The organism is Burkholderia sp. AU28863 (assembly GCF_002223195.1).
Taxonomy (GTDB): domain Bacteria; phylum Pseudomonadota; class Gammaproteobacteria; order Burkholderiales; family Burkholderiaceae; genus Burkholderia; species Burkholderia sola.
This window is the reverse complement of sequence record NZ_NKFE01000003.1, coordinates 1,162,255-1,184,743: the sequence shown is the minus strand read 5'-3', so window position 1 is coordinate 1,184,743 and position 22,489 is coordinate 1,162,255. Positions and strand designations below refer to the sequence as shown.

The following is a 22,489-nucleotide window of genomic DNA, read 5'->3' as shown; positions in this document are numbered from 1 at the left end:
ATGCTGATTTAACCCGATTTACCGCACTGCGAAACGAGTGAGCCGACCCTCTTTAAAATTTTTAACGTTTCGCGGAACATCGGTAGACTGACGCTGTCATCTTTCTTTAGCGTCTTCGTGATAACCGGGTTCGACCCGGTATGCACGCCGCCGTTCGAAGCGGGCACCGCCCCGCAGGTTGGGTCGAACGGAAACGACACAGGCCCCTGGCGGGGCCTGTTTTGTTGCACGCCCGCCGCCCGCCCCGTCGCCGTTCGACGGATGTGCCGCCGGCGGCCCCCGCCCACACCCCTTTGAACCGCTTTCCTGGATGTGGACACCTTGGTCAAGTCTGTCGCAACCCCTGATGCCGTCGCGCCCGGTCGCGCGCAGCGCGCCGTGCGCGCGCTCGTGCCGGCCGCCGTGCTCGGCGCCCTCGCCGCATTCGGCCTCGCGGCCGCGCTGCCGGCCGTGTCGCAACTGCCGGGCGCCGTCGATTCGGGCACGGCCGCGCTGCCGCAGCGCGTGCTGTCCGATACGCCGTTTCCCACCGCGCAGCATTTCGTGACGAGCGAGCTCGCCCGCACGATCGGCGAGCGCAACGAACACGCCGATCACAACGATCGCAGCCTGCAGCCGGGCCTGTTCGCGCCGCTCAGCGCGCATCGCAACGACATGCTCGGCTACACGAGCCTGTTCCAGTTCGCGTCGCCCGATCACCGGCAAGGGATGCGCGCGGGCGACATCGAGCTCACGCTGTCCGATACGCTGAACCGTCTCGACGTGCCGCCCGAAGTGCGCATCCAGTTGGGCGACCTCGTCACCGGCAAGGTCGCGATGCGCGCGAGTGCGCAGCGCGGCGACTATTACCGCATCGCGTTCGACACGAACGACGGCACGCCGCGCCTCACCGCGCTCGAGCTGCGCGTCGCCGGCCGCACGTTCGGCGCGATCTGGTTCCGCGCGCCGGGCGCCGAACACGGTGCGTACTACACGCTCGACGGTTCGCCGCTCGAAGCCGCCGCATTCACGATGCCGGTCAAGTGGACGCGCATCAGCTCGTTTTTCGGCGAGCGCGTCCATCCGCTGTCGCAGGCGATGGCGTTCCATACGGGCGTCGATCTCGCCGCGCCGAGCGGCACGCCGGTCGATGCGGCGGCCGACGGCGTCGTGTCGTTCGTCGGCACCGATCCGGGCGGCTACGGCCGCTATGTGATCGTCGACCATGCGGATGGCTATTCGACCTACTACGCGCACCTGTCCGCGTACGCTCGCGGGCTGAAGGTCGGCGAAACCGTGAAGCAGGGTCAGCGCATCGGCTCCGTCGGGATGACGGGCGCGGCCACCGGCCCGCACCTGCATTTCGAGGTGCGGGTCGCGAACGATCCGGTCGATCCGCTCGTCACGCTCGCGAACGCGCAGACGGGGCTGTCCGACATGCAGCTCACCGCATTCCGCCAGGAAGCCGCGCAATGGCGCTTCCGCCTCGCGTCGATCAATAAGACGCCATTCGCGTTCGCGCAGAACGACGGACCGCTGTGGGGGGATTTTGCGACCGGTCCGTCGACGTTGCGGGCGGTTTTCAATACGCACTACTCGGCGGAACGAAGCTGACGCGCTGAAGCATCGGAACACCGCAGCGCCATCACGCGCGGCTCCCCGGCCCATCGTTACCGCGCGGGTTCCGTGTACTCGGCCGTCGCCTGCGCCGCGAGCCGCGCCCGCGGCCCCCGCGACAGCAACCACCGCGCCGCACCGTCGAGCGACGTGCACAGCACCAGATAGATCACCGCGACGAACAGGAAGATCGGCGCCGGATACACCATCAGCCGGTTGTTCACCTGCGTCGCGACGAACGACAGTTCCGGCACGCCGACGATATACGCGAGCGACGTGTCCTTCACGAGCGCGACCCACTGGTTGACGAACGACGGCGTCATGATCCGGATCGCCTGCGGCAGCAGCACGTAGCGCACCGTCTGCCAGCGCGTGAGCCCGAGCGACAGCCCGGCCTGCCATTGCCCGTCGCCCGCCGCGACGATCCCCGCGTGCACCGCATGCGCGAGATACGCGCCGCCGATCAGCGCCAGCGCGCACACGACCGTCGCGAGCCCCGGTACATCCATGTGCAACAGCACGGGCATCAGGAAATACGTCCAGAAGATCAGCATCAGCACCGGAATCGCGCGAAAGAAGCCGATGAACGCGAGCAGCAGCACGCGCGCCGGGCCGCGCGCCAGCGCCATCGCGACGCCGAGCGCCACGCCGAGCACGGCCGACGCGATCGCGGATGCAAGCGCCAGCACCAGCGACAGCGCGGCGCCGCCGAGCGGGCCGTCCGGAAACGCACCGACCAACAGGTACGGCAGATTCGACAGAAGCAGCGAAAGGTCCATCGTCAGCGCCCCGCTCCGAGCCGGTCGCGCCATTGCGTGGCCGCATACGCACCGGCCTCGATCGCGGCCACCGCCGCGACGTACAGCAGCGTCGCGACGCCGAACGCGGCGAACGTCTTGAACGTCTCGGTCTCGACCTGCCGCGACGCATACGACAGCTCGGCCACGCCGATCGCCATCGCGAGCGACGAGTTCTTCACGAGATTCATGTACTGGCCGAACAGCGGCGGCAACGCGATGCGCACGGCCTGCGGCAGCACCACGTAGCGCAGCGACTGCATCGGCGTGAGGCCGAGCGCGGCCGCCGCATCGTGTTGCGCCCGCCGCACACCGCGCAGGCCGGCTTCGCATTCCTCGGCGACGAACGCGGCCGTATAGGCGCTCAACCCGACCCAGCCCGCGACGAATTCGAACGACGGCCACGCGAGCGTGAACGCGCCCGCGCTCACCGCATGACGCGCATTGAGCCACGCGATCCACGTGTCGGGCAGCAACGACGCGACGCCGAAATACCAGAACAGCAGTTGCACGAGCAGCGGCGTGTTGCGAAAAGCGACGACGTACGCGGCAGCGGCCGCACGCAGCGTCTTGCCGCGCGCATGCCGCATCACGGCGAGCAGCAGCCCGCCGACGGTCGCGGCAATCGCCGACGCGGCCGCGAGGCCGAGTGTCAGCAGGAATCCCTGCCAGAGCCAGGACAGATATTTGGGAGCCAACCCGAGCATGCTGTAGAGCGCGCACGGCGCGCGCGGTCGGATGAAAACGAAAAGCGCCGCGCGGCCGGTGTTCCGGCCGATCGCGGCGCGCGTGCGGCGAAGGTCAGGTCTTGTCGCCGATCCGGAAAATACGCGTGAGCGGCGTTTTCGTCGTCGGCCCGAACCATGCGTCGTAGATCTGCGTCGCGCGGCCGTTCGCCTCGAGCCCCTTCAACGTGTCGTTGACGAAGCCGAGCAGGCGCGTTTCGCCCTTCGGCACGCCGACGCCCATGTAGTCGTTCGAGATCGTGAACGCCGGGATCTCGTAGTTCTGCTTGTCGGGCACGTTCGCGAGCAGGCCGATCAGCTTCGGGCCGTCCTGCGTGATCGCCTGCACGTTGCCGGCGCGCAGCGCGGCGAACGCGAACGGCGTGTCGTCGTACGCGACGATCGTCGCCTTCGGGAATTTCTCGCGCAGCGTGATCTCGTTGGTCGTGCCCTTGTCCGCACCGACGCGCAGGCCGTTCAGCTGGTCGGCCGATTTCAGCACGCCCTTCTTCGCGAGAAATTGCTGGCCCGACGAGAAATACGGGATGCTGAAGTCGACCTGTTTCGCGCGCTCGTCGGTGATCGTGAAGTTCGCGAGCACGAGGTCGACCTTGCCGGACGTCAGGAACGGGATACGGTTCGCGGGGTTGGTCGGTTGCAGCTGCAGCTTCACGCCGAGCTTGTCGGCGAGCGCTTTCGCGTAATCGACGTCGAGACCGACGATGTGATTGCTTTTCGCGTCGACATAACCGAACGGCGGATTGCTGTCGAACGTCGCGACGCGCAGCACCCCGGCCTTCTTGATGTCGTCGAGACGGTCCGCATGGGCGACGGTGCCTGCGGTAACGAGCGCGACCCCGACGAGCCACGTAGCGAGCGTGTTGATTTTCATGAGCACGACCTGATTTGTTATGGAGGCCGCCGCGGATCGCGCGGCGGCACGGTTCGAAGAACATCGCGACGGAGTGTGTCGTCGCGAAGCCGCTAACGTATCAGCGCGTGCGGCGAATCCGAACCAACAAATGGTGCTTTGCTCTGCGGGTTTCGTGATGAGGCAGGCGGGCTGCGGGCACGCATTGTCGCCGTGCAAAAAAAGACGCCCGCTGCAAGCAGCGGGCGCGAATCCCAGTCAAGGAGGTGTCACACGAACTACGCAGTCAGATTAAGGAAATCGCCCGCCACGGACAACGAATCGATTTCCATATCGATATGACGCGGCGCGCTCATGCCGGCACTTCGCGGGTCGAACAATGGATGCCGCCGCCGCCCGACGCGATGCCGAGGATGTCGACCTGCACGATCGCACGGTCCGCCGCATATGGCCGGATCGCGGCGACCGCGGCCGCGTCGGCCGCCGCGTCGTTGAACTTCGGCATGACGATCGCGCCGTTGCACGTATAGAAGTTGATGTAGCCGGCCGCGAAATGCGACATCTGCCGGTCGTTCAGCGTCGTGCCCGCCGACGTGCCGAAGTTGACCGGCGGCACGAGCTCGACGATTCGCAGCGGTCGGCCGTTCGCATCGGTCTGGCCAGCCAAGCGCTGCCGGTGGACGTCCGTCAACGCGCGTTCGCCGGTCGAATTCGACGCGTCGTAACAGCACGCGACCACGCCGGGTGCAAGAAAGCGCGCATAGAAGTCGACGTGACCGTTGGTGATGTCGCTCTCGCCGGCCGGCGTCGACGCACCGCCCGCGCCACCTGCGCCGCTGCCGCGCGGATAGGTCGCCGTGCCGGGCAGCCAGATGATCTTCCGCACACCGAGCGTGCGCTGCAGCTCCGCGAGCACGGTGTCGCGCGCCGTCGGCAGCAGCGTCGCGTTGGCGACTGCGCCGTTCGGGATCTCGAACAGTTGCGGGTTCCGGTTCACGTGCAGCACGGCCGACTCGGTGAGAATCGCCGTCGCTTCGCCATCGAATTCGATCGCGCCGCCTTCGAGCGTCAACGTGCTGCGGATCAGGTTCGCACCTTTCGTCTGCGCCATCCAGCCGGCCACCGTGCTGTCCTGGCTGAACGGCTGGAAGAACTTGCCGGCCTTCGACCGGTTGCTCGCGGGCGGGATCGTCGCCCCTGCACCCAGGCCGACGCCGTCGGTATTCGCGTTGCCCCATCCGTTGAAATTGAAGCTGACCGCGTTCAGCGCGTTGCCGTTCGCCGTGTCCCGGACGAACAGGCAGCCCGTGTCGCGGACCCAGAAATCGTTGAAACCGTCGGCGAGCGGCACGAGGGTGACGCCCCCCGTGCCAGCGGCGCGCGCCGCATAACGCGCATGCAGGTCGGGATTCGCGACGCTTGCCGTCGCGAGCAGCGCGCGGGCTGCGTCCAGATCGGCCGGCAACACCAGCATGTTCACCGGCTCGGTTGCGCCGATCGCCTTCGCGACGTCCATCAGGTCGGCCCGCACGCGATCGATGCCGGCGTCCGTGTTCTGCGGCGTGACGGGCGACCAGATGCCGTCCGCACCGGACGCGAACGCCATGTAGGTCGACGCGTGCCGCGCGTCTTCGGCCGGCAGCCGGTACACGGCCTGTCGCGCCGACGGCGTCGGCCGCGGCAGCGCGGAAGCCGCGGCCGATGCGTCATCACCGCCGCCGCATGCGGCCAGGCTGCCCAGCAGCGGCATGCCGAGCCATGCGGCCGACAACCGGATGAATCCGCGTCGGCCGGGTTCCGGCATGTGCGGCGCGGGCTGGCCCGTGCTTGCAAGGGTTTCTTTTTTCGTCATGTATGCCACTCCATTGCGCAATCGGCGCGCGTGCGTACGCACCGGGGTCCGTCCTTCCAGACGGATTCCGCGCCGTTTATCAGTAGTTCGAAGAGAATGAGAACGACCACGGCCCGACGGACCGGTCACGCAGGCCAGTCCGTGGCCGTGCTCAGGCAGGCTGTTGTTGCGTGGTGCAGTGGATCCCGCCGCCGCCCGCGGCAATGCCGTCGATGTTCAGCTGAATGACTTCTCGGCCGGGAAACAGGTCGACGAGCGTGTCGCGCGTATTGCGGTCGGCGCGGCTGTCGCCGAACTGCGGCGCGATCACCGCACGATTGCACACGTAGAAGTTGATGTAGCCAGCCGCGAACTCCGCGTTCTCGTACGTATGCCGCACCGTCTTCGGCCCCGGCAGCACGACGACCTTCAACGGGCGCCCTTTCGCATCGGTGGCTTTGCGCAGGATCTCCAGATGCTGCCGCGTCACCGCGTGATCGTACGATGACGGGTCCGTGTCGAGCCCGGCCACCACGACGCCCGGACTCGCGAAGCGCGCGTAGAAATCGGTATGCCCGTCGGTGATGTCCTTGCCCGCGATGCCGGGCAGCCAGATGATCTTCTTCAACCCGAGCAGGCGGCTCAGCTCGGCCTCGCACTGCGCCTGGCCGACGCCCGGATTGCGGTTCGAGTTGAGCACGCAACTGCGGGTGATGATCGCCGTGCCCTCGCCGTCCACCTCGATGCCGCCGCCTTCGAGCACCAGCTGCGTGTCGACCAGCCGGGCGCCCGCGCGCTCGGCAACGAACGGCGCGACTTCGGCATCCCGGTCATGTTCCTGCTTGTTGCCCCAGCCGTTGAAATTGAAGCTCACGCCGCCAAGCTGGCCGGACGCGTGCTTCACGAACACCGGCCCGGTGTCGCGCATCCAGAGATCATCGACCGGATGCTGGACCAGCTCGACCGACGAACCGCACAACCGAGATGCGATCGCATAGTCCTCCTCCCGCACCAGCATCTTGAGCGGTTCGTGCGCGGCGATCGCCTTCGCGACAGCCGCGAGGTTCTCGCGCACGACCGGCAGCAGCCGCGCGCCCCAGATGTTCTCGCTCGGGCCGAACGCCATCCACGTCGCCGTGTGCGGCGCGCCTTCGTCCGGCATGTGCCAGGTTGCGCCCTGCTGTGCGTGCGCGGCGCGGCCGAACAAGCCGCCCAGCGCGCTGGCGGCCAGTGCCGCGCCGGAGACGGACAGGCCGCGTTTCAACAGTTGACGTCGTGTGGTCATGGGATTCCTCTTTCGCTTGCCGGTTACTTCAATGGTTTCGGGGTGCGTCGTCACGGTCGCGCCGCCTTGAAGGCGAGCCACGTACGGCCTTCGAGCCGCATCACGGCCGGCGATTCGGCGATCGGCGTGAACAGTGTGCGTCGGGTCGCCGCGTCCGGATAGACGCCGGGATCGCGCACCAGCGCCGGGGCCATCAGCTTGAGCGCGGCCTGGTTCGCGTTCGCGTAGCGCGTTGCATTCGAGATCTTCGCGATCACGTCCGGGCGCAGGATGTAGTCGATGAACGCGTGCGCGTTGTCCGGGTGCTTCGCGGAAGCCGGAATCGCCATCGCATCGAACCACATCAGGCTGCCGATGCGCGGGATGTCGTACGCGATATCGCGCTTCGGATCGCGCGCCTTCGCCTTCTGCGCGGCCAGGTTGATCGCGCCGGAGAAGCCGACCGTCACGCACAGCTCGCCGTCGATCAGCTCGTTGGCGTCGGACGAGCCGACGAACTGGCGGATGAACGGCCGGATCTTCACCAGCATCGCCTGCGCGGCCGCGTAATCCTGCGCGGACGGATGCATCGGATCGCGGCCGATGTAGCGCAGCGCCAGCGGCAGCACCGTACTCGCGGCGTCCTGCAGGCCCAGCCCGCATTTCGCTGCGATGCGCGCCGCGATCGCCGGATTGAACAGCAGATCGAGGCTGTCGGCCGGCATGTCCTTGCCGAGGATCGCGCTCACCTTCGCCCGATCGTAGCCCACGCCCACGGTGCCCCACATGTACGGCACGCCGTACTGGTTGCCGGGATCGGATTGCGCCATCTGCTCGAGCAGCGACGGATCGAGATACTTCAGGTTCGGCAGCCGGCCCTTGTCGAGCTTGCGGTACACGCCGGCCTGGATCTGCCTGGCCATGAAATCGTTGGTCGGCCACACGAGATCGTAGCCGCTGTTGCCGGTCAGCAATTTCGACTGCAGCGTCTCGTCGCTGTCGTATGCGTCGTAGCGCACCTTGATGCCGGTTTCCTTCTCAAACGCGGACACCGTATCCGGCGCGAAGTAGTTGCTCCAGTTGTACAGGTTCAGCACCTTCTCTTCGCCGGCGCGGGCGGTACCGGCCAGCACGCACAACGCAAGTCCCGGCGCCGCGCAACGCAGCCATCCTTTCCGTTTCATCGCGGATTCCTTATTGATGACAGGACGACACGCCGTCGCTGGTCAGCAACGTGCGATACATCTCCGGGCGACGATCGCGGAAGAAACCCCACGACTGCCGGTCGGCGCGGATCGCATCGAGATCGAACGCATGCACGAGCACGGCTTCATCGGTACGATTCGCCTCGGCCTGCTTCTCGCCGGTGTGATCCGCGATGAAGCTCGACCCGTAGAACACCCCGGTCAGCCCCTGCTGCCGCGGATTGCCGTTGCCGAAGCCGACTTCGCGGCCGATCCGGTTCGCCGCCACCACCGGCACCATGTTGGCCGCCGCATGACCCTGCATCGTGCGCTGCCAGTGGCCGGCCGAATCGAACGCACTGCTGAACGGCTCCGAGCCGATGATCGTAGGAAAGCACAGGATCTCGGCACCCATCAACGCGAGACTGCGCGCCGTCTCCGGATACCACTGGTCCCAGCAGATGCCGATACCGATTCGCCCGAAGCGCGTGTCCCACACCTTGAAGCCGGTGTCGCCCGGCGTGAAATAGAACTTCTCCGTATAGCCGGGGCCATCCGGGATGTGCGTCTTGCGATAGACGCCGAGCACGCGCCCGTCGGCATCCGCCACCGCGATCGAGTTGTACGCGGCATTGCCCGCGCGCTCGAAGAAGCCGATCGGCAGCACGATGCCGAGTTCGCCGGCCAGCGCCGCAAAGCGGGCGATCTGCGCGTTGCCTTCGAACGGCTGCGCGAGTTCGAGATGACGCACGTTCTGGTCGAGACAGAAGTACGGCATCGCGAACAATTCCGGGCACAGCACGAGATTCGCACCCTGGGCGGCGGCCGCGCGGATCAAACGCTCCGCGCTCGCCATGTTGTCTTCGAGATTCCAGCTGCCCGACGCCATCTGCACGGCGGCGACGGTGATGTGTTTGGACGGCATTGCGCTTGCTCCTCGGTGAGACGAGACGGGAAACCGCTGATCGAACGCCGCTCAATGCGCGACGGAAGGCTGCTGCTGCGTCGAACAGTGGATGCTGCCGCCGCCGATCGACAGCGTCGGAATCGGCAGCATCTCGATCTGGCGCGCCGGAAACGCGCGACCGAATGCGTCGCGCGCGGCCGCGTCCTGCTCGACGCCGAACGCGGTCGCGATCACCGCGCCGTTCACCAGAATGTAGTTCGCGTAGCAATCGCAGTAGCGCTCGGAGCCGAAGCGTTCGCTGACGATCGGCGACGGCAGGTCGAGCAGCTCGAAACGGCGCCCCGCCGCATCGGTCGCGAGCTCCAGCGCGCGGCGGTTTTCGCGCATCACGCGGAAATAGTCGCCCTGCTCCGGCAGGGCGGTCTGGCACAGCATCCGGCCCGGCGCGATGAACGACGCGATGCCGTCCACATGCCCGTTCGTCTCCACTTCGTCGGGGTTGCCCGGCAGCCACACGATCTTCTCGACGCCCAGCATGCGGCGCAGCTCCGCCTCGATCTCGGCGCGGCTCAGGTGCGGGTTGCGGTTCGGATGCAGCAGGCAGCTCTCGGTCGTGACCAGCGTGCCCTGTCCGTCGACGTAGAACGCGCCGCCCTCCAGCACCATGTGCGAATTGAAGATCTCCGCACCGGCCGCGCGCGCGATGTCCTGCCCGGCCTGCTGGCAACCGTCGTACGGCTGATACTTCTCGCCCCAGCAATTGAAGCGGAACACGGCCGCACCGAGCCCGTGTCGCTCGCTGACCAGGAAGATCGGCCCGCAATCGCGCAGCCAGTTGTCCTCGGCCGCGACCGGCAGCACGTCGACGCTCGCGCCCAGCAGCTCGCGCGCCGCGTCGGCCTGGCCGTGATGCACCGCCACCACGCAGCGCTGGTAACGCGCGATCGTCCGTGCGACCAGCGCGAACTCGCGGCAGACCTGCGCGTAATGCGCGCCCCACAGGTCCTCGCGATTGTCGAGCACCGGCCATCCGAGCCACGTGGCGTGCATGGATTCCCATTCGGCGGGCATCCGGTAACCGCGCTGGCGAGCATCAAAGCGACCCATCGATCCGACTCCGTTGTGATTGGATGGCCGATTGTGCGTCAGGTTAAACTTGATGAATATTGATATTTCTTGGCCGAATCAATCAATCTACTTCATACCTCGATGCAACGCGTTCCGTCCCTGAAACTACTGACCGGCTTCGAAGCCGCGGCCCGGCTGGGCAATTTCTCGCGCGCGGCCGACGAGCTGCACCTGTCGCAATCGGCGGTCAGCCATCAGATCCAGCAACTGGAGGCGCAACTCGGGCAGCCGCTGTTCCGCCGGCGCGGCCGCGGCGTCGAGCTGACGATCGCCGGCGAGGTCCTGCAGCGCAGCGTGCAGCGCGCGATGGACACGTTGCGCGGCGGGCTCGATCGCATCGCGACCTACCTGAACCCGGGGCTCGTCGTGCTGGTGTGTCCGGCCCCGTTGCTGCACGGTTGGCTGCAACCGCGCCTCGAGCAGTTGCAACAGGCGCTGCCGGACCTCTGCCCGCTGCTGTCGACCGACGAAACCGCGCGCTACGTCGACGAGATCGACGTCGACCTCACGATCGGCACGCGACCGCTGCTGCAGCCGGGCCTGCTCGATCTCCCGTTCATGTGCGACGAGTGGGTAACGGTGTGCGCGACGCCGCTGGCGGAGCAGCTTGCCCGCGTGCCGCGCGGCGAACACGCGCGGCACGCGGGGCTCATCTGCCTCGAGGCGAGCCTGACCGATGAGCGCATGGCGACGGTGTTTCGCGAGCAGTTGTCGGCATTCCGGATGCACGCAATCTACGACGACCAGCGGCTCGTGCTGGACGCCGTGCTGCGCGGTCGCGGCATCGCATGCCTGCCGCGCCTCGTCGCGCAGGCGGGCCTCGACCAGCATGCGCTGACCGTTCTCGCCGACTACCCGCGCCTGCCCGGCACCACGTGGTGGCTGTCGCGCATGGAAGGTCCGTCGCGCTCGCCGATCGTCGAGCGGATGTTCGACTGGCTGGTCGAGCAAGGCCGGGAATCGGGCGCAATCGACCCGGCAGCGCCCGCGTAACCGCACGCCGCAAAAAAAACGTCCCGCCAACCGGCGGGACGTTCGTCATGATGCGAGTACGCGCCACGCGCGGCCGATCACGGCTCGTGACGCAGATACCCTTCCTTGCTCGGATCGCGCATCCGCCACGACACGATCAGCGAGATCGCGCACAGCGCGGTCACGTACCAGTAGAAGGTTTCCTCGCTGCCGATGGACTTGAACCACAGCGCGACGTATTCGGCCGAACCGCCGAAGATCGCGTTCGCGACCGCATACGACAGGCCGACGCCCATCGCGCGCACTTCCGGCGGGAACATCTCGGCCTTGATGAGGCCGCTGATCGACGTGTAGAAGCTGACGATCGCCAGCGCGACCGTGACCAGCACGAACGCGGCCACCGGGCTCGTCACGTCCTTCAGCGCATGCATCAGCGGCACCGTGCCGATCACCGCGAACGAACCGAACAGGATCATCGACGTGCGGCGGCCGATCTTGTCCGACAGCGCGCCGAACACCGGCTGCATCAGCATATAGACGAGCAGCGCGACGGTCATCACGTTGCTGGCCGTCTTCGCGTGCATGCCGGCCGTGTTCACGAGGTACTTCTGCATGTACGTCGTGAACGTGTAGAAGATCAGCGAGCCGCCGGCCGTGAAGCCGACCACGGTGAAGAACGCGCCCTTGTGCTGCCATACGCCGCGGATCGTGCCGGCGTCCTTCTTGTCGCGCGATGCGCTCGTCGACGTCTCGTCGAGCGACTTGCGCAGGTACAGCGAAATCAGCGCAGCCGCCGCGCCGACCACGAACGGAATGCGCCAGCCCCATGCTTTCAGTTCGCCGGCCGACAGCGTCTGCTGCAGGATCACGAGCACCAGCAGCGCGCACAGCTGGCCGCCGATCAGTGTCACGTACTGGAACGACGCGAAGAAGCCGCGACGCCCCTTCAGCGCGACTTCACTCATGTAGGTCGCGCTCGTCCCGTACTCGCCGCCCACCGACAGCCCCTGGAACAGGCGCGCGACCAGCAGCAGCGCCGGCGCGAGCGCGCCGATCTGCGCATAGGTCGGCAGCACGGCGATCACGAGCGATCCGCCGCACATCATCAGCACCGAGATCATCATCGCCGCGCGACGGCCGTGACGGTCGGCGATGCGGCCGAACAGCCAGCCGCCGATCGGACGCATCAGGAAGCCGGCCGCGAACACGCCGGCCGTGTTCAGGAGCTGCGTCGTCGTGTTGCCGCTCGGGAAGAACGCCGGCGCGAAGTACAGCGCGCAGAACGAGTAGATGTAGAAGTCGAACCACTCGACGAGGTTGCCCGATGAGGCGCCGACGATGGCGAACACGCGCCGCCGGGTGTCATGCGCGGACAGCGCAGCTTGGTCGGTCTGGACGTCCATGGGTTGGTCTGTTCCTTTTAGTGCTTTCTGGGCGAGACGGCCGGGGCCGCCGCGTGCGGTCGCTCGTGGCACCGGTTCCGGCGCACGGTGCTACGAGATTTTAGCGAAATGTAAAGTAACAAGCGCTCCGGGTTCGTCCGGATGTAGAAAATTTTTCTCCCAGCACGCGTTCGTCATATGAAAACGCCAGCCCGAAGGCTGGCGTTCGATGCAAACATTTCCGACTGCGGCGACGATCACACGCGCACTTCCGGGGGCACGTAGCGGCACTCGTAGCGCTTGCGCACGGTGCCGGCCTCGTCGACGCTTTCCAGGTACACGTCGAACTGCCAGAGCCGCGCCATGTGCTTGAGCACTTCGTCGCTATCGTTCGACAGGTGGCGGTTGTCGGTCATGAAATGGCGCAGCGTGAGGCTACGGTCGCCGCGCGTGTTGACGGCCCACACCTGGATGTTCGGCTCGCGGTGATGGATGTCGTACTGCCGCGACAACGCCTGCCGCACGTACTGGTAGCCGGAATCGTCGTGGATCGCCGATACCTCGAGCGAATCGCGCATGTCGTCGTCGAGCACCGAGAAGAGCCGCATCTCGCGGATCAGGTTCGGCGACAGGTACTGCGCGATGAAGCTCTCGTCCTTGAAGTTGCGCATCGCGTAGTGCATCGCCGGCAGCCACGGCGTGCCCGCGATCTCGGGAAACCACTTGTAGTCTTCCTCCGTCGGCGCTTCGCAGATCCGTCGGATGTCGCTCATCATCGAGAAACCGAGCGCATACGGGTTGATCCCGCTGTAGTACGGCTTCGTGACGGGCGGCTGGTAGACCACGTTGCTGTGCGAATGCAGGAACTCCATCATGAAGCCGTCTTCCAGCTTCCCCTGGTTGTACAGCGTATTGAGCAGCGTGTAGTGCCAGAACGTCGCCCAGCCTTCGTTCATCACCTGCGTCTGCCGCTGCGGATAGAAATACTGGCCGATCTTGCGGACGATGCGGATCACTTCCCGCTCCCACGGTTCGAGCAGCGGCGCATTCTTCTCCGCGAAATACAGCAGGTTCTCCTGCGGCTCGGACGGATAGCGGTCGTCCTGCTCCTCCGTCAGCTCGGGCTTCTTGCCCGGCAGCGTGCGCCACAGCTCGTTGACCTGCGACTGCAGGTACGCCTCGCGCTCGCGCCGCAGCGCCGCCTCCTTCGACAGCGACGGCTTTTGCGGCCGCTTGTAGCGGTCGACGCCGTAGTTCATCAGCGCATGGCACGAGTCGAGCAGTTCCTCGACGCGATCGAGGCCGTAGCGCTCCTCGCATTCGGCGACATAGTTCTTCGCGTACACGAGATAGTCGATGATCGCGTGCGCGTCGGTCCACAGCCGGAACAGGTAGTTGCCCTTGAAGAACGAATTGTGCCCGTACGCCGCGTGCGCGATGACGAGCGCCTGCATCGTCATCGTGTTCTCTTCCATCAGATACGCGATGCACGGATTCGAATTGATGACGATTTCGTAGGCCAGGCCCATCTGGCCGCGACGGTAGCTCTTCTCGGTCGCGAGGAAGTGCTTGCCGAACGACCAGTGACGGTAGTTGACGGGCATCCCGACCGACGCGTACGCATCCATCATCTGCTCGGCGCTGATCAGTTCGAGCTGGATCGGGTAGATGTCGAGCTCGTACTGTTCGGCGACCTGCGAGATGTGCGTGTCGTATTCCTCGAGCAATTCGAACGTCCAGTCGGACGGGCACGGCAACGGCTTGCGTTCGGCAACGTTCATACGCGCTTCCTTTTGCCCGGAGCCGGGCAAGTCGGCGGCCGGCGGCGGCGGTTCGGCCTGCACGCGTTGCTGCGGTGCGGCAGGGCCGGCCGTGTCGTCGCCGGAAGGGCGCGGCTCGTAGCCGCGCGACTCGTTGTGCAGATGGCGGGTCGTCATGACATTTCCACCTGCTTTTCGAACAATTCGCGAAACACCGGGTAAATGTCCGCAGCCGATTCCACTTTTTTCATCGCGAGATGCGGTTGCGACAGGGCCAGTTGCGCGTATTCCAGCCACAGATTCTGCTCTTCCGGCGCGACCTGGATATACGCGAAGTAACGCGTCTTGGTGAGGATATCCTCTTCCAGGATTTTGCGACACTTGGGCGAATCGTCAGTCCAGTTGTCGCCGTCGGACGCCTGCGCGCCGTAGATGTTCCACTCGGTCGGCGAGTAGCGCTCGTCCATCACCTTGCGCATCAGCTCGAGCGCGCTCGACACCACCGTGCCGCCGCTTTCGGTCGAATGGAAGAAGGTGTCCTCGTCGACTTCCTCGGCGCGCGTGTGGTGACGGATGAACACGACTTCGATGCGCTCGTAGTTGCGCTTGAGGAACAGGTAAAGCAGGATGAAGAAGCGCTTCGCGAGATCCTTGCGCTGCTCGTCCATCGACCCCGACACGTCCATCAGGCAGAACATCACGGCCTGGCTCGACGGTTGCGGCTGCTTCACACGGTTGATGTAGCGCAGGTCGAACGGATCGATGAACGGAATCCGCCAGATGCGCCCTTTCAGATGATGGATCTCGGCCTCGAGCGTCGCGATTTCCGCGCGGCGGTCTTCGGGGTCGCTCTTCAGCGCTTCCAGCTGCGCCTCGAGCTCGCGCAGCTCGTTGACGAGCGGCGAGCCGAGCGCGATGCGCCGGCCGAGCGCGCTGCGCAGCGAACGCACGACGTCGATGTTGTTCGGCGTGCCTTCCGCCGACCAGCCCGCGCGCACGTTCTTCCAGCTCGGCACCGTCAGCAGGTGCGTCTTCACGAGGCGCGGCAGTTCGAGATCATCGAAGAAGTACTGCATGAACTCGTCGCGCGACAGTTCGAACACGAAGTCGTCCTGCCCTTCGCCCTCGTTGCTCGCCTGACTGCCGCCACCGCCCGAGCCGCCCTGCGGACGCGGAATCTTGTCGCCGCGCACGTAGTCCTCGTTGCCGGGATGCACGTATTCGCGACGCCCGCCCGGCGCGTGCCGGAAATTCGGCTCCGCGATGTCCTTGCGGGGGATCGTGATGCTCTGCGTGCTCTGGATATCCTTGATGCTACGGTCGCGCACCGCGTCGGACACGGCACGACGAATGTAGTTCTTGACGCGACGCAGAAAGCGTTCGCGATTGGCGATGCTCTTGTTCTTGCCGGCCAGCCTGCGGTCGATGATTTGATGAAGCACTCCCGGTCTCCCGCTCGAAAATCGATCTGCCGGGGCACTCGCCGCGCATGCCGTCTGCCGTCATGCGGGCGGCGCCTCTGAAAGCGCCCGTACGGACTCGCCGGACGGGCGCGATACCGCGCGCGTCATGACGACTTGCGCACGCGCAGGTACCAGTCGCAAAGCAGCCTCACCTGCTTCGGCGTATAGCCCTTCGCGACCATCCGGTTCACAAAGTCCTCATGCTTGCGCTGCTCCTCCGCCGAACCCTTGGCGTTGAATGAAATGACCGGCAACAGTTCCTCGGTGTTCGAGAACATCTTCTTCTCGATCACGACGCGCAACTTCTCGTAGCTCGTCCACACGGGGTTCTTGCCGGCGTTCGCCGCCCGTGCACGCAACACGAAGTTCACGATCTCGTTGCGGAAATCCTTCGGGTTGCTGATCCCGGCCGGCTTCTCGATCTTCTCCAGTTCCGCGTTCAGCGCGGCGCGGTCGAAGCTCTCGCCCGTGTCGTGATCGCGGAATTCCTGATCCTGGATCCAGAAGTCCGCATACGTGACGTAGCGATCGAAAATGTTCTGGCCGTATTCCGAATACGACTCGAGATACGCCGTCTGGATCTCCTTGCCGATGAATTCCGCGTAGCGCGACGCGAGCACGTCCTTCACGAAGGACAGATACTTCTGCTCGGTTTCCGGCGGGAACTGCTCGCGTTCGATCTGCTGTTCGAGCACGTACATCAGATGCACCGGGTTCGCCGCGACCTCGCTCGTATCGAAGTTGAACACGCGCGACAGGATCTTGAACGCGAACCGGGTCGACACGCCGGTCATCCCTTCGTCCACGCCCGCGTAGTCGCGATACTCCTGGTACGACTTCGCCTTCGGATCGGTGTCCTTGAGGTTTTCGCCGTCGTACACCTGCATCTTCGAGAACAGGCTCGAATTCTCCGGCTCGTGCAGGCGCGACAGCACCGAGAACTGCGACATCATCTTCAGCGTGCCCGGCGCGCACACGGCCTCGGCCAGCGACGAGTTGCGGATCAGCTTCTCGTAGATCTTGATCTCTTCCGACACGCGCAGGCAGTACGGCACCTTCACGACGAAGATCCGGTCGAGCAGCGCCTCGTTGTTGCGGTTGTTGCGGAAAGCCTTCCACTCCGACTCGTTCGAGTGCGCAAGAATCACGCCGTCGAACGGAATCGCGCCGAAACCTTCGGTGCCCTTGAAGTTGCCTTCCTGCGTGGCGGTCAGCAGCGGGTGCAGCACCTTGATCGGCGCCTTGAACATTTCGACGAATTCGAGCAGGCCCTGGTTCGCGAGGCACAGGCCGCCCGAGTAGCTGTACGCGTCGGCATCGTCCTGCGCGTACTGTTCGAGCTTGCGGATATCGACCTTGCCGACCAGCGACGAGATGTCCTGGTTGTTCTCGTCGCCTGGCTCGGTCTTCGCGATGCCGACCTGCCGCAGGATCGACGGGAAGCGGCGCACCACGCGGAACTGGCGGATGTCGCCGTTGTATTCGTGCAGGCGCTTGACGGCCCACGGACTCAGGATGCTTTTCAGGTAGCGGCGCGGAATGCCGTACTGTTCCTCGAGGATCGGACCATCCTCGTCGTAGTCGAACAACCCGAGCGGCGATTCGTTGACGGGCGAGCCCTTCAGCGCATAGAACGGCACGCGCTCCATCAGTTGCTTCAGGCGCTCGGCGATCGACGACTTGCCGCCGCCCACCGGGCCCAGCAGATAGAGAATCTGCTTCTTCTCTTCAAGACCTTGCGCAGCGTGGCGGAAGTATGCGACCACCTGCTCGATCACCTCCTCCATTCCGTAGAACTCACGGAATGCCGGATACACCTTGATGACCTTGTTCGCGAAGATCCGCGACAGGCGCGGGTCGTTGCGGGTATCGATCTGTTCAGGTTCCCCGATTGCTTCCAGCATGCGTTCACCAGCCGTCGCGTACGCGGATGGATCGTTCTTGCAGAGCGCGAGATACTCCTCCAGCGAGAGCTCTTCCTCTCGCGTTTTTTCGAAGCGGTTCGCGAAGCTGCTGTAAATATCCATGCTACCTCCCTCGCCTGAGTCTGAAGACGTGCCTGCCTTCGTATGACTGCGCAGAAGCAAGCGCGTTCGAATTCATCCTAAACCCTTTCTTATTTTTTTTCACGAACTCTTCGTATGAAGTTCGTCATTCTCGACAACACCGCTTGGACAACGCATTTCGTCGTTTTACAATCGACCTCCCGAGCCGCAGAAACTGCATCCGCCGCGTCTCGTCGAGCATCGAAACGTCTCGTGCGTTGGACACCTCCGACGTCGCCGCCTCTCCCCTTCATCCCTATACGTTCGAGCGGCCGCGTGCGATGACACGCCGCGCGCACCGTTACAAATTTTTTTCGCAGCCCCTTACGGACATACCCGTACGACGAACGCGGGAACATGACGCGCACGCATCGGATTCCGGAGGATTCATCGGTGCATGACGCGCGACGCACGTGCCGTTGCACGATCGATCGTCCGCGCTGTCACATTCGGCCTGTCGCGGAAACGACGACGCCCGCAATCGCGGGCGTCGTTCGTCACCAAATGGGGATAGATACGCGGCGCGCGCGGATCAGAACGTCTCCCAGTCGTCGCCGCCGGCGGTCGCGGCGGCCGGCGCCGGCGCGAGCACAGCCGATACGGCGGCAGGCTTGCGCGCCGGCGCCGTCGTTGCAGCGGCCGCGCGTTTCGGCGCGGCGTCGCGTTCGACGCGTGCGGCAGCCGGTGCGGGGGCCGCCGGGGCGGAAGGCGCGCGCGGCGCATGACGCGCCGCCACCGCGACGGCGGCGCCCGCGCGTGCCGCTCCGTCGTCGAGCTGGAATACCGCCGCCGTTTCGCGCAGGCGGGCCGCCTGTTCCTCGAGCGACTGCGCGGCAGCCGCGGCTTCCTCGACGAGTGCGGCATTCTGCTGCGTGACCTCGTCCATCTGCGTGACCGCGCGCGCCACCTGGTCGATCCCGCCGCTCTGCTCCTCGGACGCCGCCGCGATCTCGCCCATGATGTCCGTCACGCGCTGGACCGCGCTGATCACGTCGCTCATCGTGCGCCCTGCTTCGTCGACCAGCGTCGAGCCGGTCCGGATACGCTCCACCGACGCGTCGATCAGCGCCTTGATTTCCTTCGCCGCGCTCGACGAACGCTGCGCGAGGCTGCGCACTTCGCCGGCGACGACCGCGAAGCCGCGGCCCTCCTCGCCCGCCCGCGCGGCTTCGACGGCCGCATTCAGCGCAAGAATGTTGGTCTGGAACGCGATTCCCTCGATGATCGCGATGATGTCCGCGATTTTCGCCGAGCTGTCGTTGATTTCGCCCATCGTGCCGACCACCTGGCCGACCACCGTATTGCCCTTGTTTGCAATCTCGGACGCATTCGCGGCCAGCGAGCTTGCCTGACGCGCATTGTCCGCATTCTGTTTCACGGTGCCGGTCAGTTGCTCCATGCTCGACGCGGTTTCCTGCAGCGCGGCGGCCTGTTCCTCGGTACGCGACGACAGGTCGATGTTGCCGGCCGCGATCTGGCGGGCCGCGGTCGCGATCGACTCGCTGCCGCCGCGCACGGTGCGCACCGTGTCGACGAGCCCGCGCTGCATCCTCGCGAGGCCTTCCAGCATCTGGCCCATCTCGTCGCGCCGGTTCACGACGATCGGCCGGCGCAGGTCGCCCGCGGCGATTGCGTCGAAATGCGACAGCGCGTCGGCGATCGGACGGCCGATCGCGCGGCTCAGCGTCAGCCACGACAGCACCGCCGCGCCGATGCCGGCCAGCAGCACGACGACCGACAGCGCGCGCATCGTCTCGAACACCGATTCCGCCTGATCGAAGCGCGCCTGCGCATTGGTGAACTGGGCGCTGCGCAGCGCTTCGCCGGCCGTGGCCAGCTCGGTATAGCGCGCCTGAAGCTGCTTCGCGCCGTCGCCGATCCGGTCGTGATCGCCGGCCGCGACCGCACTCGCGAACGCGTCGCAACTGCTTTGCAGCACCTTGCGCCGGGCGGCGACGTCCTGGGCGAGCCGGTCCTCGTCGGCGTCGCGCGGCAGCGCAAGGTATTTCTGCCACCACGCGTCCGATTGCGTGCGCATCGCACGGCTGCGCTCGATGGCCGCCGCCGAGTCGGGCGTGCCGGCCAGCAGCGCCGCACGGTCGAGCGCGAGGCGCTCGCGCGCGGCGAACATTTCCGCCATCGCCACATCGACCGCGCTCGGCATCTGGTTCGTGTAAATCTCGCGCGTCGAATCATTCGAACGCGTCATCCCGTGCAGACCGAGCACGCCGGTGACACCCAGCAGTACCGCCAGAAACGCCATCGTCAAACCGATGCGCGCACGAATCGTCAGGTTCCTGAACACCATCATCCACCCTGTGTTGCGTCGTCATGAACGGGCCCGGCCCGTTGGCTCGAAGCATTGCTTCACTGGGTGCATTTACGACCGCGCGGCGCATAACTTGATGGTTTTGCCGTGTTTATTTCGCATTATTCGTCTGTTTATTGAATAAGACTGAATAATCGACGCAATTCGGGTCGGAAGCGAGAACGGGCAAACGCCGGTGGGCACGCCAATGCTGCGCCGGCCGCGCACCCGGCCGTCTCGTGCGACGGGCCGGGCGCGCGGAGGCGCCGAAAACCGGAAACCTGAGATCCGGCCTAGTCGGCCAGTTCGGCGCGCGTGGGGATAGACGGCTGCGCGCCCGCTCGCGTGACCGACAGCGCCGCCGCGCGTTGCGCGAAGCGGATGGCGGTATCGACGTCCGCGCCGGCCGCGAGCCGTGCGGAAAAACCGCCGATGAAGGTATCGCCGGCCGCCGTCGTGTCGACGGCCTGCACGACCGGCGCCGGATAGTGCCGCGCGGTGCCGTCGGCCGTCAGCGCGAGCACGCCGCGCGCGCCGAGCGTGACCAGCACGTTGCGCGCGCCGCCGGCCTGGAGCGCCCGTGCGGCGGCTTCGGCGTCCGCGGGGTCGCGCACCGGCCGCCCGGTCAGCGCGGCCGCCTCGACCTCGTTCGGAATCAGGTAATCGACGAGCGGCAGCCAGCCGTCCGGCAGCGGCGCGACGGCCGGGGCCGGATTGAGCACCACCGTGCGGCCGAGCCGGCGCCCGGCCGACAGCGCCGCGAACACCGCGTCCGGCGGCGTCTCGAGCTGGCAGATCAGCACGTCGGCGGCGGCCAGCGCGGCCTCGTGCCGCGCGATCGTGTCGGTCGTGACCTCGCCGTTGCCGCCCGCGACGATCACGATCGCGTTCTGGCTCGCATCGTCGACGACGATCAGCGCGACGCCGGTCGACGCCGATGCGCTCGTCGCAAGCCCCGTGCAGTCGATTCCCTCGGCCTCGAGGCCCGCGCGCAGCGCCGCGCCATGCGCATCCGCGCCGACGCAGCCGATCATCGCGACCCGCGCGCCGAGCCGGGCGGCGGCGACGGCCTGGTTGCCGCCCTTGCCGCCCGCCGCCTGCGCGAACGCGTGCCCGGCGAGCGTTTCGCCCGGCAGCGGCAGCCGCGGCGCGCGCACGACGAGATCCATGTTGAGGCTGCCGACCACCGTCACGCGGCCGGCGCCCGTTGCGCTCGCCGTCATGTGCGCGCACCCGGCGCGGCCGGCTCGCGGTAGACCGCCGTCGATTCGCGCAGCACGAGGCGCGGCGACACGACGCGGCGGCGACTCGGCACGGCGGTCGAGCCGCCGCCGATCCGTTCGATCAGCGTCTGCGCGGCCATTTCGCCGAGCGCGCGCACCGACTGGCCGACCGTCGACAGCGCCGGATACGTGTAGCGGGAAAATTCGATGTCGTCGAAGCCGATGATCGAACAATCGTCGGGCACGCGCAGCCCGCGCTCGGCCGCCGCGCGCAGCGCGCCGACGCCCATCAGGTCGTTGCCCGCGAAGATCGCGCTCGGCCGCACCGATTCGAACAGCCGCGACGCCGCGTGATAGCCGCCGAGGCACGAGAAATCGCTTTCGGCGATCGCGCCCGGCACGATGTCGACGCCGCGCTCGGCCATCGCGCGGATGAAGCCGTGCACGCGCATCGCGCTGACCGCGGTGTCGGTCGGCCCGGTGATGCAGCCGATCTTCGCGTGCCCGAGTTCGAGCAGGTGGCGCGTCGCGAGATACGCGCCGCGCTCATGGTCGATCTGCACGAGATCGGCCGCGAGCCCTTCGATGTTGCGGTCGACGACGACGAGCGGCGCATGGATATCCGCGAGCGTCTGCGCGAGCACCGCGTCCTCCCCCGCCGACGCGACGATCAGCCCGTCGATGCGCTTTTCCTGCAGCACGCGCAGGTAGTTGCGCTGTTTCACGGGATCGTCGTCCGAATTGCAGAAGAACACGCAATAGCCGTTGGCCGCGCACTGATCCTCGATGCCGCGCGCCAGCTCGGCGAAGTACGGATTCGTGCTGTTCGGCACGACGAGGCCGATGGTCGCCGTCGCCCGCGCCTTCAGCGAGCGCGCCACGGCCGATGGCACGTAATTCAGCTCGCGGATCGCGCCCTCGACCTTCGCACGCACGTCGGCGGACACCGGCCGCGAATTGTTCACCACGTGCGAGACGGTCGTAAACGACACGCCCGCCATGGCCGCCACATCCTTGATCGTCGCCATTTCCC

At 66.3% G+C, this 22,489-nt stretch carries 17 protein-coding genes; 2 read left to right on the top strand and 15 right to left on the bottom strand.

The annotated features are described in order from the left end of the window. The first annotated feature begins 321 nt into the window (after positions 1-321). The gene (locus CFB81_RS07920; RefSeq protein WP_089434988.1) at positions 322-1,593 is read left to right on the top strand and encodes a M23 family metallopeptidase; all 1,272 of its coding nucleotides are present in this window, start codon (positions 322-324) and stop codon (positions 1,591-1,593) included. A 56-nt stretch (positions 1,594-1,649) separates the two neighbouring features. On the opposite strand, the gene CFB81_RS07915 is transcribed toward CFB81_RS07920, so the two are convergent. From CFB81_RS07915 to CFB81_RS07880, 8 genes are all read right to left on the bottom strand, one after another. Next, positions 1,650-2,375 carry an amino acid ABC transporter permease gene (locus CFB81_RS07915; RefSeq protein ID WP_089435349.1) on the bottom strand — a complete coding sequence of 242 codons (726 nt, stop codon included), beginning with the start codon at positions 2,373-2,375 and terminating at the stop codon, positions 1,650-1,652. A gap of 2 nt (positions 2,376-2,377) precedes the next feature. After that, a complete protein-coding gene (locus CFB81_RS07910) occupies positions 2,378-3,100 on the bottom strand; it encodes an amino acid ABC transporter permease (RefSeq protein ID WP_069621456.1) in 723 nt (240 codons plus the stop codon). 94 nt (positions 3,101-3,194) lie between these two features. Next, a complete protein-coding gene (locus CFB81_RS07905) occupies positions 3,195-4,010 on the bottom strand; it encodes an ABC transporter substrate-binding protein (RefSeq protein ID WP_006476062.1) in 816 nt (271 codons plus the stop codon). Positions 4,011-4,341: 331 nt separating this feature from the next. Next, positions 4,342-5,841, bottom strand: a complete 1,500-nt coding sequence (locus tag CFB81_RS07900; protein ID WP_089434987.1) for an agmatine/peptidylarginine deiminase — start codon at positions 5,839-5,841, stop codon at positions 4,342-4,344. Between the two features lie 151 nt (positions 5,842-5,992). Beyond that, positions 5,993-7,105: an agmatine/peptidylarginine deiminase gene (locus CFB81_RS07895; RefSeq protein WP_089434986.1), complete on the bottom strand. Its 1,113-nt coding sequence runs from the start codon at positions 7,103-7,105 to the stop codon at positions 5,993-5,995. Positions 7,106-7,155: 50 nt separating this feature from the next. Continuing rightward, positions 7,156-8,268 (bottom strand): polyamine ABC transporter substrate-binding protein, encoded by a 1,113-nt coding sequence (locus tag CFB81_RS07890; protein WP_084044517.1) that lies wholly within the window; start codon positions 8,266-8,268, stop codon positions 7,156-7,158. A gap of 10 nt (positions 8,269-8,278) precedes the next feature. Beyond that, complete coding sequence (gene aguB, locus CFB81_RS07885) at positions 8,279-9,193, bottom strand: N-carbamoylputrescine amidase (protein ID WP_062910660.1); 915 nt, start codon at positions 9,191-9,193, stop codon at positions 8,279-8,281. A 51-nt stretch (positions 9,194-9,244) separates the two neighbouring features. Then, a complete protein-coding gene (locus CFB81_RS07880; RefSeq protein ID WP_069621453.1) occupies positions 9,245-10,282 on the bottom strand; it encodes an agmatine/peptidylarginine deiminase in 1,038 nt (345 codons plus the stop codon). A gap of 102 nt (positions 10,283-10,384) precedes the next feature. Between CFB81_RS07880 and CFB81_RS07875 the strand changes: the two genes are divergently transcribed. Then, a complete protein-coding gene (locus tag CFB81_RS07875; RefSeq protein ID WP_069621452.1) occupies positions 10,385-11,296 on the top strand; it encodes a LysR family transcriptional regulator in 912 nt (303 codons plus the stop codon). Positions 11,297-11,373: 77 nt separating this feature from the next. Here the strand turns inward: CFB81_RS07875 and CFB81_RS07870 are convergent, their stop codons facing one another. From CFB81_RS07870 to CFB81_RS07835, 7 genes are all read right to left on the bottom strand, one after another. Further along, the gene (locus CFB81_RS07870) at positions 11,374-12,678 is read right to left on the bottom strand and encodes an MFS family transporter (protein ID WP_089434985.1); all 1,305 of its coding nucleotides are present in this window, start codon (positions 12,676-12,678) and stop codon (positions 11,374-11,376) included. Positions 12,679-12,914: 236 nt separating this feature from the next. After that, on the bottom strand, positions 12,915-14,594 hold the full coding sequence (locus CFB81_RS07865) for a SpoVR family protein (protein WP_069621451.1): 1,680 nt from the start codon (positions 14,592-14,594) through the stop codon (positions 12,915-12,917). Continuing rightward, entirely contained in the window at positions 14,591-15,859 is a 1,269-nt protein-coding gene (locus CFB81_RS07860; protein ID WP_006476064.1) for a YeaH/YhbH family protein, read from the bottom strand. Before CFB81_RS07860 ends, CFB81_RS07865 begins: the two co-directional genes overlap by 4 nt. A gap of 125 nt (positions 15,860-15,984) precedes the next feature. After that, entirely contained in the window at positions 15,985-17,907 is a 1,923-nt protein-coding gene (locus CFB81_RS07855; RefSeq protein WP_069621450.1) for a PrkA family serine protein kinase, read from the bottom strand. Between the two features lie 550 nt (positions 17,908-18,457). After that, complete coding sequence (locus CFB81_RS07845; protein WP_089435348.1) at positions 18,458-20,233, bottom strand: methyl-accepting chemotaxis protein; 1,776 nt, start codon at positions 20,231-20,233, stop codon at positions 18,458-18,460. 293 nt (positions 20,234-20,526) lie between these two features. Then, complete coding sequence (gene rbsK, locus CFB81_RS07840; protein WP_069621448.1) at positions 20,527-21,456, bottom strand: ribokinase; 930 nt, start codon at positions 21,454-21,456, stop codon at positions 20,527-20,529. Continuing rightward, positions 21,453-22,484 carry a LacI family DNA-binding transcriptional regulator gene (locus tag CFB81_RS07835; RefSeq protein WP_069621447.1) on the bottom strand — a complete coding sequence of 344 codons (1,032 nt, stop codon included), beginning with the start codon at positions 22,482-22,484 and terminating at the stop codon, positions 21,453-21,455. Before CFB81_RS07835 ends, rbsK begins: the two co-directional genes overlap by 4 nt. Between the last annotated feature and the right edge of the window lie 5 nt (positions 22,485-22,489).

Bases quoted from the DNA above. Each gene is read 5' to 3' on its own strand.
- CFB81_RS07915 (WP_089435349.1), bottom strand. From the start codon at position 2,375: ATGGACCTTTCGCTGCTTCTGTCGAATCTGCCGTACCTGTTGGTCGGT.
- CFB81_RS07910 (WP_069621456.1), bottom strand. From the start codon at position 3,100: ATGCTCGGGTTGGCTCCCAAATATCTGTCCTGGCTCTGGCAGGGATTC.
- CFB81_RS07905 (WP_006476062.1), bottom strand. From the start codon at position 4,010: ATGAAAATCAACACGCTCGCTACGTGGCTCGTCGGGGTCGCGCTCGTT.
- CFB81_RS07900 (WP_089434987.1), bottom strand. From the start codon at position 5,841: ATGACGAAAAAAGAAACCCTTGCAAGCACGGGCCAGCCCGCGCCGCAC.
- CFB81_RS07895 (WP_089434986.1), bottom strand. From the start codon at position 7,105: ATGACCACACGACGTCAACTGTTGAAACGCGGCCTGTCCGTCTCCGGC.
- CFB81_RS07890 (WP_084044517.1), bottom strand. From the start codon at position 8,268: ATGAAACGGAAAGGATGGCTGCGTTGCGCGGCGCCGGGACTTGCGTTG.
- aguB (WP_062910660.1), bottom strand. From the start codon at position 9,193: ATGCCGTCCAAACACATCACCGTCGCCGCCGTGCAGATGGCGTCGGGC.
- CFB81_RS07880 (WP_069621453.1), bottom strand. From the start codon at position 10,282: ATGGGTCGCTTTGATGCTCGCCAGCGCGGTTACCGGATGCCCGCCGAA.
- CFB81_RS07875 (WP_069621452.1), top strand. From the start codon at position 10,385: ATGCAACGCGTTCCGTCCCTGAAACTACTGACCGGCTTCGAAGCCGCG.
- CFB81_RS07870 (WP_089434985.1), bottom strand. From the start codon at position 12,678: ATGGACGTCCAGACCGACCAAGCTGCGCTGTCCGCGCATGACACCCGG.
- CFB81_RS07865 (WP_069621451.1), bottom strand. From the start codon at position 14,594: ATGACGACCCGCCATCTGCACAACGAGTCGCGCGGCTACGAGCCGCGC.
- CFB81_RS07855 (WP_069621450.1), bottom strand. From the start codon at position 17,907: ATGGATATTTACAGCAGCTTCGCGAACCGCTTCGAAAAAACGCGAGAG.
- CFB81_RS07845 (WP_089435348.1), bottom strand. From the start codon at position 20,233: ATGGTGTTCAGGAACCTGACGATTCGTGCGCGCATCGGTTTGACGATG.
- rbsK (WP_069621448.1), bottom strand. From the start codon at position 21,456: ATGACGGCGAGCGCAACGGGCGCCGGCCGCGTGACGGTGGTCGGCAGC.
- CFB81_RS07835 (WP_069621447.1), bottom strand. From the start codon at position 22,484: ATGGCGACGATCAAGGATGTGGCGGCCATGGCGGGCGTGTCGTTTACG.